16 protein-coding genes and 1 tRNA gene are annotated in these 13,965 nt (G+C 67.0%); 3 read left to right on the plus strand and 14 right to left on the minus strand.

What is annotated here, in order from left to right; genetic code table 11:
- Window positions 1-352: 352 nt before the first annotated feature.
- Window positions 353-1,414, minus strand: coding sequence for an SDR family oxidoreductase (locus AC3A5Z_RS01260; RefSeq protein ID WP_487517600.1), 1,062 nt, complete (start codon window positions 1,412-1,414; stop codon window positions 353-355).
- A gap of 97 nt (window positions 1,415-1,511) precedes the next feature.
- Here AC3A5Z_RS01260 and AC3A5Z_RS01265 point away from each other — a divergent pair, with 97 nt between their 5' ends.
- Window positions 1,512-1,898, plus strand: a complete 387-nt coding sequence (locus tag AC3A5Z_RS01265) for a winged helix-turn-helix transcriptional regulator (protein ID WP_487517601.1) — start codon at window positions 1,512-1,514, stop codon at window positions 1,896-1,898.
- Between the two features lie 24 nt (window positions 1,899-1,922).
- Entirely contained in the window at window positions 1,923-2,087 is a 165-nt protein-coding gene (locus tag AC3A5Z_RS01270) for a hypothetical protein (RefSeq protein WP_487517602.1), read from the plus strand.
- A gap of 37 nt (window positions 2,088-2,124) precedes the next feature.
- Here the strand turns inward: AC3A5Z_RS01270 and rlmF are convergent, their stop codons facing one another.
- Both rlmF and AC3A5Z_RS01280 read right to left on the minus strand, forming a co-directional pair.
- Window positions 2,125-3,030, minus strand: coding sequence for a 23S rRNA (adenine(1618)-N(6))-methyltransferase RlmF (gene rlmF, locus AC3A5Z_RS01275; RefSeq protein WP_487517603.1), 906 nt, complete (start codon window positions 3,028-3,030; stop codon window positions 2,125-2,127).
- A 278-nt stretch (window positions 3,031-3,308) separates the two neighbouring features.
- Complete coding sequence (locus tag AC3A5Z_RS01280; protein ID WP_487517604.1) at window positions 3,309-3,683, minus strand: winged helix-turn-helix transcriptional regulator; 375 nt, start codon at window positions 3,681-3,683, stop codon at window positions 3,309-3,311.
- Between the two features lie 100 nt (window positions 3,684-3,783).
- Between AC3A5Z_RS01280 and AC3A5Z_RS01285 the strand changes: the two genes are divergently transcribed.
- A complete protein-coding gene (locus AC3A5Z_RS01285; RefSeq protein WP_487517605.1) occupies window positions 3,784-4,530 on the plus strand; it encodes an SDR family NAD(P)-dependent oxidoreductase in 747 nt (248 codons plus the stop codon).
- 89 nt (window positions 4,531-4,619) lie between these two features.
- On the opposite strand, the gene AC3A5Z_RS01290 is transcribed toward AC3A5Z_RS01285, so the two are convergent.
- The 11 genes from AC3A5Z_RS01290 to AC3A5Z_RS01340 form a co-directional block, all read right to left on the minus strand.
- Window positions 4,620-4,696 (minus strand) — tRNA-Arg (locus AC3A5Z_RS01290).
- 42 nt (window positions 4,697-4,738) lie between these two features.
- Window positions 4,739-5,194, minus strand: a complete 456-nt coding sequence (locus AC3A5Z_RS01295; RefSeq protein WP_487517606.1) for a GNAT family N-acetyltransferase — start codon at window positions 5,192-5,194, stop codon at window positions 4,739-4,741.
- 83 nt (window positions 5,195-5,277) lie between these two features.
- Window positions 5,278-7,044: an adenine deaminase gene (locus AC3A5Z_RS01300; protein WP_487517607.1), complete on the minus strand. Its 1,767-nt coding sequence runs from the start codon at window positions 7,042-7,044 to the stop codon at window positions 5,278-5,280.
- Between the two features lie 15 nt (window positions 7,045-7,059).
- Window positions 7,060-7,995, minus strand: a complete 936-nt coding sequence (locus AC3A5Z_RS01305) for a nucleoside hydrolase (RefSeq protein WP_487517608.1) — start codon at window positions 7,993-7,995, stop codon at window positions 7,060-7,062.
- A gap of 5 nt (window positions 7,996-8,000) precedes the next feature.
- Entirely contained in the window at window positions 8,001-9,017 is a 1,017-nt protein-coding gene (locus AC3A5Z_RS01310) for an ABC transporter ATP-binding protein (RefSeq protein WP_487517609.1), read from the minus strand.
- Complete coding sequence (locus tag AC3A5Z_RS01315) at window positions 9,010-9,786, minus strand: ABC transporter permease (RefSeq protein WP_487517610.1); 777 nt, start codon at window positions 9,784-9,786, stop codon at window positions 9,010-9,012. The genes AC3A5Z_RS01310 and AC3A5Z_RS01315 overlap by 8 nt, the downstream gene beginning before the upstream one ends.
- Window positions 9,783-10,616: an ABC transporter permease gene (locus tag AC3A5Z_RS01320; RefSeq protein WP_487517611.1), complete on the minus strand. Its 834-nt coding sequence runs from the start codon at window positions 10,614-10,616 to the stop codon at window positions 9,783-9,785. Before AC3A5Z_RS01320 ends, AC3A5Z_RS01315 begins: the two co-directional genes overlap by 4 nt.
- Window positions 10,617-10,716: 100 nt before the next feature.
- A complete protein-coding gene (locus AC3A5Z_RS01325) occupies window positions 10,717-11,739 on the minus strand; it encodes an ABC transporter substrate-binding protein (RefSeq protein WP_487517612.1) in 1,023 nt (340 codons plus the stop codon).
- Window positions 11,736-12,749, minus strand: coding sequence for a LacI family DNA-binding transcriptional regulator (locus AC3A5Z_RS01330; RefSeq protein WP_487517613.1), 1,014 nt, complete (start codon window positions 12,747-12,749; stop codon window positions 11,736-11,738). The genes AC3A5Z_RS01325 and AC3A5Z_RS01330 overlap by 4 nt, the downstream gene beginning before the upstream one ends.
- Before the next feature lie 37 nt (window positions 12,750-12,786).
- Window positions 12,787-13,005, minus strand: coding sequence for a hypothetical protein (locus AC3A5Z_RS01335; protein ID WP_487517614.1), 219 nt, complete (start codon window positions 13,003-13,005; stop codon window positions 12,787-12,789).
- Window positions 13,006-13,042: 37 nt separating this feature from the next.
- On the minus strand, window positions 13,043-13,942 hold the full coding sequence (locus AC3A5Z_RS01340) for a LysR family transcriptional regulator (protein WP_487517615.1): 900 nt from the start codon (window positions 13,940-13,942) through the stop codon (window positions 13,043-13,045).
- Window positions 13,943-13,965 lie beyond the last annotated feature (23 nt).

The raw sequence follows: 13,965 nt of genomic DNA on the forward strand, positions 1-13,965 counted from the left end.
GTCAAGCGCCGCACAGGCCCTGTGCGCGGCGGCAGGCCTCGGGCCAGCGCCGCGCCGCCCCTCGAACGGCGGGCAAAGGAAAGGCTCGCAGGTGCGGGCCTTGACGGTTCCTGATCTGGACGTTGCGATCAGCCGTCCGACTGGCGAAGGATCTCCAGCAACTTGTCCGGATTGAACCAGTCTCGACAATCCGGCGCCGCGTCGATCGGCTGCATGTAGGCCGGCCGGCAAGGGAGGCGAAGAGGCTCGGGCCAAGGGTGAGCGGCCTGCAGCTCATCCCCGGGATGTCCGGAGCCCCTGCGATGTCCTTGAGCGTATGTCGTCGTGCACCCTCAGCCTTGTCAGACCGGCCTCAGGGGATAAACCGATCCGCCCTCAGCTCTTCGAATAGGTCGAAGAAAGCCTGATCCGTCGCCACATAGCCGGTGAAGCCCAGCCGACGGCTCTTCGTCATGTCGGTCACCACCTCGATCGGCCGGCCGAGGTCGGCGTCGGTATGCCAGGCCGAGGCGAGCCGCCCGATGTCGGCTTCGACGAGACCGTGGCGCGCCGCGATCCCGGCCCAGAGCGGCGCATCGTCCTGCATCTGCGCCTCCAGCGGGCGAAGCGCGCCGTCGAAACCTTCGGCGGCGATGCCGAACCACTCGGCGAGGCGCGGCCACATCCAGCTCCAGCGGAAGATGTCGCCGTTGACGATGTTGAAGGCCTCGTTCCGTGCGGCGGGCGTCTCGGCGGCCCAGATCACCTGCGCCGCGAGCTGCCGCGCGTCGGTCATGTCGGTGAGCCCGTTCCATTGCGCCGCCGACCCCGGGAAGCGGAACGGCCGGCCGGTCTCGCGGCAGATCGTGGCGTAGACCGCCAGCGTCGTGCCCATGTTCATCGCATTGCCAACCGCCTTGCCGATGACGGTATGCGGGCGATGCACGCTCCAGGTGAAGCCGTCCTGGCTGGCGGCGGCGAAGAGCTCGTCTTCCTGGGCGTAATAGAAGTTGTCGACCTCCAGCCGGCCCTGCTCCTCGCGGAACGGGGTCTGCGGCAGGCTGCCCTTGCCATAGGCCTCGAACGGGCCGAGGTAATGCTTCAGCCCGGTCACCAACGCGGCGTGTCGCACTGAACCCGACGGCCGCAGCGCGTTGAACAGGTTGCGGACCATCGCCGCATTCACACGGATGTTCTCGGCCTCGGTCGCCATGCGCAGCCAGCTGGTGAGGAAGACATGCGTCGGCGCGATGCCGTGAAGGGCAGTCGCCAGCGCCGCGGGATCGAGCAGATCGGCGGCCACCGGCAACACGCCCGGCTGGGCGCCCGGGGTGCGGCTGAGGCCATGCACCGCCCAGCCCTGCTCAACGAGTTGCCGGGCGATGGCGCTGCCCTGGATGCCGGTTGCGCCGACGACGAGTGCGCTGCGGGTCATGTGATGTTCCTTCTGCTGTTGACCGGGAGGTAAGGCCTTGCCTCCGTCTTCGCCAGACGGCACCGTATTGGGACATAGGCACCTGAAGGTAACCACCATGGAAGTCATGAATCCCGAACACGAATGGCGCGAGGACTGCGCGCCGCGCCGTGTGCTGGAACTGTTCTCGACCAAATGGACCAGCATGATCCTGCACACGCTGCACAGCCGGCATTCCGGCGCCGCCCGGACCGGCGTGCTGCAGCGTAGTCTGCCGGGCATCTCGAAGAAGATGCTGGTCCAGACGCTGCGCGACATGGAAGCGAGCGGCCTCTTGACCCGACATGTCGAGAGCGTGGTGCCTCCCGCGGTCGAGTATCGGCTGACGCCACTCGGCACGCGCTTCGTGGAACTGGTCGAGCTGGTCTATGGCTGGGGCCGCGACCATGCCGATGCGCTCGATCAGTTGCAGCAGCGGGCGACGTCGCGCCGGCGAAACCCATGACCGGCGGCGACAGCGGAGGAAGACATGCAGCACTGGACGGCGCGGCCGCGGCCGGAGGTAAAACAGCTGGAGGGGCGCTTCATCAGGCTGGAACGGCCCCTGGCCACTGCTCGAGATCACGCCGCCACTGCGGCGCGGCGCTTCCCAAAGCGGTTGCTCGTCATGGAACGCCGCATTTTGCGCCAATGAGTGTCTGCGCGCTGACGCGTTGGTGGACCTGATCCACCTATAAGGATCTCTGCCGTTCTGGATGGTAAGTCCACGCAATAAACCGACTGGTCTTCTGGCCCTGCGCCATTTCGACAACCCTGAATTCGTCAACCTTCGCTTTCTTCAGCAGTCTGGAGAGGGGCTTGAGGTTGTCTTTCTTGGACACCAAGCAGGTGAACCACAGGCATTGATCGGCAAAACTCATGCTCTGCTCGACCATTCTGGCGATGAAGCCGATTTCACCACCCGGGCACCAGAGCTCGGTATTCTGGCCGCCGAAATTGAGTTCGGCAGAGTGACCCTTGCCAAGATTTCGCCACTTGCGCCGCGTGCCCTCTTCCGCCTGCGCAAGCGACGCATGAAACGGGGGATTGCACAGCGTAAGGTGGAAACTATCACTAGGTCCGACAACGCCTTCGAAGATATCCTCCGAGTTGTTCTGACGTTTGAGCTTTATATTCAGCCTGTTTCGCTCGCAGATCTGCCGTGCTGATTTGATTGAGACCGGATCGATATCCACGCCTGTGAAGGCCCAGCCATATTCATGCTGACCTGTCAGCGGATAGACAAGGCTTGCACCGGTCCCAATGTCCAGCGCCTTGATATCGGCCCCGTGCGGGATCTTCTGGTCATTACTTTCGGCAAGCAGATCCGCCAGGTAATGAATGTAATCGACGCGGCCCGGGATCGGCGGGCACAGATAAGAGGCAGGAATGTCCCAGAAATCAATTTCATAGTGGGTCATCAAGAGTGCCCGATTGAGCAGACGGACCGCGTCCACGTCCTGAAAATTGATCGTCATCTGACCGCGCGGGTTTCTTGTTATGAATGCCTCCAGTTCGGGGGATTTCACGATCAGGCGCTCAAAGTCGTACCCCTCTCGGTGTTGGTTGCGGGGGTGCAACATGAGTTTGACAGCCATGAGAAACCTTCTAGCCTATCGGGGCAGGCAGCCTGCCCGACAAGGGTTCAGGCTTAGAGCTTCCCAGCTGTTTAAGGAATACATGAATGGACCATTCCTGCCATTCAATACGGTCGCGACCCCGCAGTGCGGCTTCCCCGCACGGGCCACTCTTGCCTCTCACAGCGGACTTGCTCGGGTGGCTTTGCCGACGCGGGACGAAGCGGTCGTTCACTTACTCCTCGACATGGTGCGGCCGTCCGGACTTCGGTGAGCGCCGCACCACCGAATGCATCCGATCACTGCATGGGTACCACAGGCTCGCCCTTGTTCCCGGACGCAGATCGCTCCTTGATCGCACTCAGTTCGGTCGAGTGATTTGTTCCCCATTCACAAAGTTGGTTGAGCGCTCGGAAAAGGCTGCTTCCGAAGGGCGTAAGCGAGTACTCGACATGCGGCGGGATCTGCTTGAAATCCTGGCGCTCCACGATTCCGTCCGCCACCAGTTCCCTTAGCTGCTGAGCGAGAACCTTGTCGCTGACCTTGCCGACCGAGCGCCGCAGTTCGCCGTAGCGAAGGGTTCGGTGGGCGAGATGGTAGACGATGAGCGGTTTCCACTTGCCGCCCATGACAAAGAGGACCGCATCGAGACCGCAGCTGAAAGGGCTTGTCATCCGTTGATCGCTCACTTTCTGGGTACTTACCAAAAGGTACATACTGGAACATCCGAAGCCAAGTCGCCAGTTTCCCTGAACCGACGCAATGAGGGAAGCCATGGGTAGACTTGAAGGCAAGATCGCCGTCATCACGGGCGCCAACAGCGGGATCGGACTGGGCGCGGCCAAGCGCTTGGCGGCCGAAGGCGCGCACGTGTACATCACCGGCAGGCGGCAGGAAGAGCTCGGGAGGGCCGCAGCAGAGATTGGTCCCAATGTGACCGCAGTTCAGGGGGACGTGACAAAGGCCGCTGATCTCGATCATCTGTTCGAAACGGTCCGCAGCAAGCATGGCCGTATCGACATCCTTTTCGCCAATGCCGGGACGGGTTCTCTTGAACCGCTGGGCCACATCACCGAGGCCAGTTTCGATCAGACATTCGGGCTCAATGTCAGGGGCACTGTCTTCACGGTTCAGGGGGCTTTGCCGTTGATGAAGGAGGGTGGCTCGATCATCCTCACCGGATCGACCACCGGTGTGAAGGGCACACCGGCCTTCAGCATCTACAGCGCAACCAAGGCGGCGGTGCGCAACCTTGCGCGAAGCTGGGCTTTGGACTTGAAAGGGACCGGCATCCGCGTGAACGTCCTGTCTCCGGGCGCCACGAAAACACCGGGACTGCAGAACATCGCAGAAGCCGCTGGCGTCAGCATGATGTATGAAGCGCTGCTCGCCCAGACACCGGCAGGACAGATCGCCGAACCAGATGATGTCGCTGCGGTCGCCCTCTTCCTTGCGTCAGACGACAGCCGCGTCATGACCGGAAGCGAAATCTTTGCCGATGGCGGTATGGCCCAGGTCTGAGCTCCTCGGGGCAGCGCCGCGGATCGGGGTGTGCAAGACAGCCGCCAAAGCGTACATCTTTGTGCTCGATGGCACCGACCAGCCAATCATGGCGATCCCGGAAGGAATCGAACCCTCAACCTGCCGATTAGAAGTCGGCTGCTCTATCCAGTTGAGCTACGGGACCGCTTCTGACCTTTTGCGTCACGCGGCGGCGCGGCGCAAGGGGTCAGAGGGGGCGCGTCATGAAGAGGCTGTTGGGGTCCTCGACGTAGCCCTCGAAGGGCGGGCAGGGGGCGAAGCCCGCGGTGGCATAGAGCGCGCGGGCCGGGGCGAAGACATCCTCCACCCCAGTCTCGAGGCTGAGGCGGTTGTATCCCGCCGCCCGCGCCTCGTCGAGCAGGCGATCGAGCAGCTGCCGGGCGAGGCCGCGGCCCCGCGCCTCGGCCACCACATGCATCGACTTGATCTCGGCATGCCCGGGGTCGATTGCCTTCAGCGCGCCCATGCCCAGAACGGTCTCGCCCTCGCGCAGGGTAAAGAAGGCGATGCCCGGCCCGGCCAGTTCCGCCGGGTCGAGCGCATGGACGCTTTCGGGCGGGGAAGAGGCATGCATCAGGTCAAGATGACGCTGCAGCAGCGGCAGCACCTCGGGGGCGAGCGGGGAGTCGCGGTGGATCTGCACCTTTTTGACCTCGGTTTCTGACAGGCTTTCGCGGCAGACATAGACGGCCCCCGTCCCGGGAGCCAGTGGGTTGCTGTTGCCCGTCAGCCCGCGAGGACGGAGCGGATCTCGCCGGTGCTGCCGTCGCAGATCCCCATGTCGGTGACATGCGGGCCGGGATTGCAGGCGAGCGAGGCGCCGACGATGGCCTTGAAGCTGCGCAGCGGCGGCAGCCAGTCGGCGACCCTGTCGGCGGCCTCGCGCAGCGCGGCGAGCTGGGCGCCGACCTCCTCCGTGGGCGCGTCGGACAGCAGCCCGCAGATGGGCAGCGGCAGCAGCGCCAGCACCTTTCCGCCCTGCGCCACGGCCATGCCGCCGCCGCAGGCGATCAGCGCATTGGCCGCCACCGCCATGTCGGCGGGATCGGAGCCGAAGACGTTCAGGTTGTGGCTGTCATGCGCGACGGTGGTGGCGATGGCGCCCGACCAGCAGCCCCATTCCTCCAGCAGGCCGATGACGGGCCGCGCCGGGGCCAGCCCGTGCCGATGCACCACGGCCATGCGCAGCAGGTCGGCGGGCACCTGCACGAGGCCCTCCCGCACCGGCAAGGTCGCCTCGCCCCATTCGGTGAAGCGCGGACGCCGCACCGTGTGGACGCGGGCGCTCTCGCCGCTGGCGGGGATCTCGAAATCTGCGGGGCTCAGGGGCGCGAGCTTCATCGTGTCGGTGAAGCGCAGGGAAGGGGGCGAGGCCTCGCGTGCGATCGGCGCGCCGCCCTCGGCGACGATGCGGCCCGAGGCCAGCACCCGCGCGGCGCGGAACTGCGCCAGATCCTCGAAACCCACGATATCGGCCCGTCGCCCCGGCGCGATCAGCCCGAGATCGGCGCGCCCGAGCCGCATCGCCGCGTTCAGCGTGGCGGCGCGCAGCGCGTCCATCGCCGCCATGCCATGCCCGACCAGACGGCGCAGCACATCGGCCATGCCGCCCGCGCGGTGCAGATCGTCGGGGAAGACGTCGTCGGTGCAGAGCGTCAGCGTCTGCGGCAGATGCGGCAGGCCCGCCAGCGCCGCCACCACACCCGGCAGCACGTAGTCATGCGAGCCGCGAAGCTCGATGGTGAAGCCGGCACGCAGCTTGTCGAGGAAATCCTCCGGCCCGCTGATCTCGTGATCGGACTGGATGCCGGCGCTGGCGAAGCCCTGCACCTCGGGGCCGATGAGCCCGCGCGCATGGCCGCAGACCAGCTTGCCCGAGGCGAGACCGGCGTTGACGATGCCCGTCATCTTCTCGGAGCGCGTGAGCACGCCGCGCATGTCCATCACCTCGGCCACACCGGCGATCTCAGGCCAGGACAGCATCTGCGCCATCTCCGCCGCCTCGAAGGCCGCCCCGGCGCGTTCGATGCCGGGGGCGGAGGGCACGCAGCTCGGGGCCAGCACCAGAACGCGCAGGTCGAGCCCGCGCGCCGCCTCGATGGCCCAGCCGACACCCTCGAGCCCGGCGACATTGCCGACCTCATGCGGGTCCCAGACCACCGTGGTCGTGCCCTGCGGCACGACTGTCTCGGCGTAGCGGCGCGGGGTGACCATCGAGCTTTCGATGTGCATATGCGTGTCGATCAGCCCCGGCGTGAGGAACAGGCCGCTGCAATCGACCATCCGCGCGGCGTCGCTGCGCGTCGCGGGCGGGTGGACCGAGGCGATCAGCCCGCCGACGATGCCGATATCGGCGGCATAGATCTCGGAGGTGGCGACGTTCACCAGCTGCCCGCCGGTCAGCAGCAGGTCGAAGGGCGCGGCGCCGGTGGCGGCGCGCACCGCGCGGTCGCGCAGGGCGGGGGGATCGAGGTCGTGCGGCTCGCTTTGCATGATCGGTCCTTCGTCTCAGGCCAGAGCCATGCGGCTCAGCGCGGCATGGAAGCGGCTGCGGATGGTGGCGGCGTCGGGTTGCATCGCCACGCGGGCATTGGGCGCGGCCTTCTGCCCGCGCCATTCGACCACGGTCATGCCGCGGGTCAGCGTGCCCGTCAGCTCGGCGCCGAGGAACACCGGCTCCTGCCGGCAGAGCGCCGGGTCGAGCGCCAGCGCCGCCGCGACCGGGTCGTAGAGCGACATCGGGCGCGCGCCATCGGCGGCGATGCGGATGTAACCCTCGTAGAGATCGGCCAGCAGCGCCGCCGTCTCGCCCGGGAGGTCGCGCAGCGGCGGCAGGTCGTCGAGCGTGACCTGCACCTCGCGGCAGCATTCGAGCCCCACCATCAGCAGATTGACCCCCGCGCGCAGCACCACGTCGATCGCCTCGGGATCTACGGCGGCGTTGAACTCGGCCACGGCGCTGTGGTTGCCGCGGGCAAAGGCGCCGCCCATCCAGACCAGATCGAGCTTTCGGGCAATATCAGGATAACGCGTCACCAGATGCGCCAGATTGGTCAGCGGCCCCAGCGCCAGCACCTGCCGCCCGCCCGCGCGCAGCCAGTCGGCCAGTGCGGCCACGGCATCTTCGCCATGGGGGGCAAGCGGGGCAACGGGCAGGCGGCGGTTGACGCTGGGCATGCCGTCGTCGCCCAGCACATAGGCGGCGGTCTGCAGCTCTGCCGCCAGCGGCGCCGCGGCCCCGGCGTGGATCGGCATCGTCCAGCCAAAGGTCTTCGCCGCCGCCTGCGCGTTCTGCAGCGCCTGCGGCAGCGGCACGTTGCCCGCCACGAGTGACAACCCCGCCACCTCGGCGCCTTCCGCAAGACAGAGGCCGATGGCGGCGAGGTCGTCGAAGCCCATGTCGGCATCGATCCAGAGCGACGGGGAGAGGGGTCTTGCGGCCATGCGGCTCATCCCCGGGCCAGAACGGCGGCGGAGGCGAGCGGCAGATCGAAGGTCAGCGTGTCGCCCATCGCGTGACGCGGGGCGGTGGCGCTGGTCTCGGCCTTGATCAGCCCCGCCGGGGTCTCGATCAGATATTCGACCATCTCGCCCAGATAGGAAGCGCCGACCACCTTGCCCCGATGCGGACCCTGTCCCAGCACAACGGCGCGCGGGCGCCAGGCGAGGGCAGCGGCCTCGGGCGCGCCCTCGCAGGGCAGGTGGCCCCTCGGCCCCTTCAGCGCGCCGCGCTCCAGCGCGAAGGTGTTCTCGAAACCGATGAACTCGGCAACGAAGGCCGATTGCGGGCGCTCGTAGATGTCGGGCGGGGTGCCGATCTGCTCGATCTTGCCCTGACGCATGACGATGATCCGGTCGGCCAGCGCCAGCGCCTCGGACTGGTCATGCGTGACATAGATCATCGTGATGCCCAAGTCCTTCTGCAGCCGCGCCAGTTCCGACCGCATCTCCAGCCGCAGCCGCGCGTCGAGGTTCGACAGCGGCTCATCCAGGAGCAGAAGCTTCGGCTCCACCACGATCGACCGTGCCAGTGCCACGCGCTGCTGCTGGCCGCCCGAAAGCGCGCGGGGCTGGCGGTCGGCATAGGCGGCAAGCCCGACCGAGGCGAGCGTGGCGGTCACCCGGCGGGTGATCTCGTCGCGCGCCACGCCCTGCAGGCGCAGGCCGAAGGCCACGTTCTCGAAGACGCTCAGATGCGGGAAGAGCGCGTAGGACTGGAACACCAGCCCGATGCCGCGCTTGTTCGGCGGGGTGCGGGTGATGTCCTGCCCGTCGAGCGTCACCTTGCCCGAGACGGGTTCCAGCAGCCCGGCGATGGCGCGCATCGTCGTGGTTTTGCCGCAGCCCGAGGGGCCGAGGAGGGCGACGAGCTCGCCCTGTTTCATCGACAGCTTCAGCCGGTCCACCGCGATGGCGCCGCCATAGCCCAGGGTCAGGTTCTCGAGCGTGAGGAAATCATCAGACATAGCGCGACAGTCCCAGAAGTTTTTCGGCCACGAGCACGATGGCCAGCGACATCAGCGCCAGGAGCCCGGAAAGTGCAGCGATCGAGGGGTCATAGTTGAATTCCATGTAGGCCATCATGTCGATCGGCAGCGTCGACGCGCCCGGCCCGGTCAGGAACAAGGACACCGGCACCTGATTGAACGAGGTGATGAAGCCGATGATGAAGGCCGCCATGATGCCGTTGCGGATGTTGGGCATGACGACCTTGAAGAAGGCCTGCATCCGGCTCGCGCCCAGCATCACCGCCGCCTCCTCGATATCCACCCGCAGGTTGGTGAGCGAGCCCGAGACGATGCGCACCGCATAGGGGATCAGCAGTGCCGTGTGGCCGATGAACAGCGCGGGCAGGATGCCGATGCCCATCGGGATCACCAGATGCCGCAGCAGCGACAGGCCGACGATGATGCCGGGCACGATGATCGGCGTCGAGAGGATGTTGCGGATCAGGTCGGCCCCCGGCGGGCGGTAGCGGTCCAGCGCATAGGCGGCGGGGACGCCGATGACCAGCGCCAGCAGCGTGGCGCCGATGCCCAGCGTGATCGAGATGGCGAAGGTGGAGCGGAAGCTCTCCACCTCGAAGACCCGCGCCACCCAGCGCAGCGACAGCCCCTCGGGCGGGAAGGCCAGCGTCTCGCCCGCCGAAAGCCCGGCGGCGCAGATCAGCACGAAGGGGCCGATCAGGAAGACGAAGACGAGGGCGAGCAGGATCTGCCCGGAAAGGCGCATCATTTGGCCCCTCCCTTGCCGGTGCTGGCAATGCGTTTGAGGACGGAATTGGTGAGGATCGCCATCAGGATCAGGATCACCGCGATGACGGCGGCCGAGGCGAAATCGTTGGCGACGCTGACCCGCTGGTAGAGCAGGGTCTCCAGCATCAGCACCTTGGAGCCGCCGAGGATCGCCGGGGTGACATAGGCGGTCAGCGAGCCGACGAAGACCAGCGTCCCGCCGACGACCAGCCCCTCGCGGGTGAGCGGCAGGATGACCTTCCAGAACACCTGGAACCAGTTGGCGCCGAGCATGCGCGCGGCAGGCACCACGTCGCGCGGCAGGTTCTCCAGCGCCGAGATCAGCGGCAGCACCATCAGCGGGAAGAAGAGCTGCACCAGCCCGATGAAGACCGCCGTCTCGGTGAAGAGGATGCGGGCGGGTCCGTCCATCAGCCCGGTCGAGGTGAGGAAGCCGTTGACGATGCCGGTCCGCCCCAGGATCACCACCCAGGCGTAGGTGCGGGCGACGGGCGAGATCATCAGCGGTAGCACCAGCGTGGCGACCAGCTTGCCGCGGCTGCTGGCCGAGGCGTCGACGATGGTCAACGCCACGCCGTATCCCACCAGCGCCGAGACGCCGGTGACCCAGAGCCCGAGCCGGAAGGTGCGCCAGAACACCTCGCGGTTCAGGCTCTGGCCGAAGAAGTCGGTGAAGTTCTGCAGCCCCCAGGCGCCGCCGGACTGGAAGGCCCCCGACAGCAGGATCGCCACCGGCAGCAGGAAGCCCAGCAGAATGAACACGGTCGCAGGGGCCAGCAGCAAGAGGCCCAGTCGTCGATCCTGAAACATGGACCTCTCCTTGATGCGCCATGGCTTGGCCATGGCGCTGACGGCGATGCGGCCACGGCCTGCTTCGGCCATGGCCCCGGTGGCGGCGCGGGTGGCCGGGTTACTGCGCGACCTGCTCGTTCCAGGCGGCGAGCCAGGCGTCGCGGTGTTCGAGCTGGGTTTCGGCGGGCAGGAAGTGGATGGAGGAGGCCATCTCTTCCCCATAGGACAGGCCCTCGGCGATCTCGTCCGAGACGCTGACCCCGGTGTTCACCGGGCTGTCCACCTGCATCTCGGCCAGCTTCTGCTGCACCTCGGTCGAGAGCCAGTAGTCGGCGAACTCATGCGCCAGATCGGCGTTGCCGCTGCCCTTGACCAGCGCCAGCACGTTCATCCCGCCGGTCTGGCCTTCCTTGGGGCTGGCCCAGCGGGCGGTCGGCACGGTCTTGGCCAGGTTGGCCCAGCCGAAGCGGCCGATGACCGAGGCGGCGATCTCGCCCTGCTGCATCAGCTGCGGGATCTGGCTGCCCTTCTCGTAGAAGGTCACGATCTCGTCGCGGTTCTCGCCCACCAGCGCGATGGCCTTGGCGAGGGACGGATCTTCCGAGCCGAGCGCCCGCTCCAGCATGTAGAGCGTGATCGGCCCCTGCGTGGTCGAGACGTTGGGCAGCGCCACCTGACCTTTCAGCTCGTCGCCGAAGAGGTCGAGCCAGCTGTCCACCCCGTCGATCACTGCCGAGTCGTAGACGATCGAGCTGCCGTAGAAGGTATAGCCCACCGCCAGATTGCCGCCGATCGGGTCGCGGGCGAAGTCGTAGATGTTGCCGAGGTTGGGCAGCTTCGCCGGGTCGAAGGCCGCCAGCAGATCCTTGCGCGCGGCGTCGAGCGCATTGGCGTCCGAGAAGGCGATCAGATCGACCAGTGGCGCGGCGGCATTGGCCTCTAGCTTGGCCAGACGCTCCGAGGAATTGCCGCTCTCGATCACCAGCGTGCAGCCGCATTTCGCCTCGAAGGGGGCGTAGAGCGCTTCCTTGTAGGCATCCTGCGAGACGCCGTAGACCGAGATGGTCAGCGTCTTGTCCTGCGCCTCGGCGGCGGCGGTGAGGGCCAGCAGGCTGGCGGCGGTCAGCAGCGTCGTTTTCATGGGGCAATCCTGTCCTGTGGGGGTGAGGGGGCGGGCGCGGTCGACTCGCGCGGTTCGAGGGTGACGGGAACGAGGCCGGCGCCTTCGTCATCGCCCGTCGCATGGGCCAGCGCGCGTTCGGCCACCGCATCCAGATCCTGCCGGATCGTGGTGAGACGGGGCGTGGTGATCTGGCCCCAGACGGTGTTGTCGAAGCCGGTGACCGACACCTGCTGCGGCACGGCGATGCCGCGCGCAACGAGGGCTGACAGCGCTCCGACGGCCAAGGCGTCATAGGTGGCGGCGACGGCGGTGATCGTGCCGGGCTGCCAGCGGCTGAAATGCTCGCGCGCCGCCTCAAGCCGGTTCGGCAGCGTCAGCTGATGCGGCGCGAGCCCCGCCGCCGTGAAGACCTCGGTCATGCCCGCCACCCGCGCGTCGTTGACGCGCGAGGCATCGCGCCCCGAGGGATCGCCGGGCGCGGAGAGCAGCAGCACCTCGCGATGCCCGAGCGCCAGCAGATGCGCCGCCACCTGCCGCCCGCCATCGCGGTGATCCGAGGCGACCGCGTTCAACGGATTGCTCTCGGCGTCGATCACCACCATCGGTTTGGCCAGCGTCATCCGGTCGAGCTGCGAGCCGCGCATCGGGATGATCACCAGGGCATCGCTGCCACGGGCCGCGAGATCGGCAAGGTTCTGGTCCTGCACCTCGAGATCGCCGAGCGAATCCGCCACCATCAGCACCATGCCCCGCCGCCGCGCCGCCATGGCGAAGGCGCGGGCGAATTCGGCGAAGAGCGGCATGCGGAAATCCGGCAGCACCAGCCCGATGGTCGAGCTGCGCCCGGTGCGCAGCGCCCGGCCAAGACCGGAAGGGGCGAAGTTCAGCTCCGCCGCCTTGTCGCGCACCCGCTGCATCAGCTCCGGCGACAGCCGCCCGGTGCCGTTCAGCGCATTCGACACCGTCGCGCGCGAGATGTTCAACGCGTCGGCGATGTCCTGCTGGGAGACGGGTTTGCTGCGCTTCACGCAGAGGGACTCGGGTTGCTGGCGATCCCGTCGTTGATTACACGATTAATCGGCCTGATCCATGGGTTTTCTTGGATGGCGGGAGCATCTTCGCGGGCGAACGGAAGAATGTGCCGCATTTGCGGGCAGAAATACGGCGCGGTGCTGCTGGAAGAGGCGGCTTCAGCCGGCCTCTGAAGGAAGCCGGTTCCCCGGTGCGGGAGAGGCGGAAGGGCAGCGCAGAGTTGACGATCGTGCTGCCGACGTCGATCTTCATATCGCCTTACCTGACCCATCCGCAGCAGAAGGCAGGCCTACGGCTCCAGCACCTCGCGGAAGCGGCGGGTGCTCGTCTCGATGAACTGGCGGGCGAGCTCCGTCGAGGGGACGCCCTCGGTCACGGCGAAGGCGAAGCGGTGCAGCAGGCGTTCGCGCAGCGGGCGGATCTCGATGGCGAGATGGGCGAAGTCACGCGCCATCAGCTCGTTGACCAGCGTGACGCCGATGCCCCGTGCGGCAAGGGCGCAGGCCGACTGCACCGAATGCGCTTCGACTCGCACGAGCGGGCGCAGGCCGACCTCCCAGAAGGCCTCGTCGATGTCGCGCCGCGGCAGGCGCATCCGGCCCAGAAGGATCAGCGGCACGGCATGGAGATCGCCGATCGACACCGTCTCCTGCCGCGCCAGCGGATGCCCCTTCGGCATGACGCAGACCGTGGGCACCTCGATGATCGGGGTGGTGGACAGGCCGGTACGCTGCGTCGGCATCCGCAGAAAGCCGATCTCGGCCCGCTCGTCGAGGATCATCCGCTCGATCGTGTCATAGGCGCCGGTGTGCAGTTCCACCTGCACCCGTTCGTTCCGAGCGAGGAAATCGGCGAGGATCGTCGGCACGATCGACATGGTCAGGCTGGCCGGAAAGGCGACGCGCAGCAGTTCCATCGCGTAGTTGCCCGCCTTCAGCTCGCTCGCCCGCTGGGTCAGGCGCGCGCCGTGATCGACCAGCCCGACGATTTGCCCCTGCAGCAGCCGGTTCTCGCGTGTCGGGATGAGCCGGCCCCTGTCGCGGACGAAGAGCGGGATGCCAAGTTCTTCCTCCAGCTGGGCAATGCGGCGGCTGACCCCAGATTGCGACAGGCCAAGTGCCTCTGCCGCGGCCTGCGTGGTGCCCTTCTCGATGACGGCGCGAAAGGTCTCGAGCAGGCTCAGATGCATGCTATGCGCGTTCCTCATGGGTC

This window comes from Cereibacter sp. Soil_C_27, assembly GCF_057657095.1.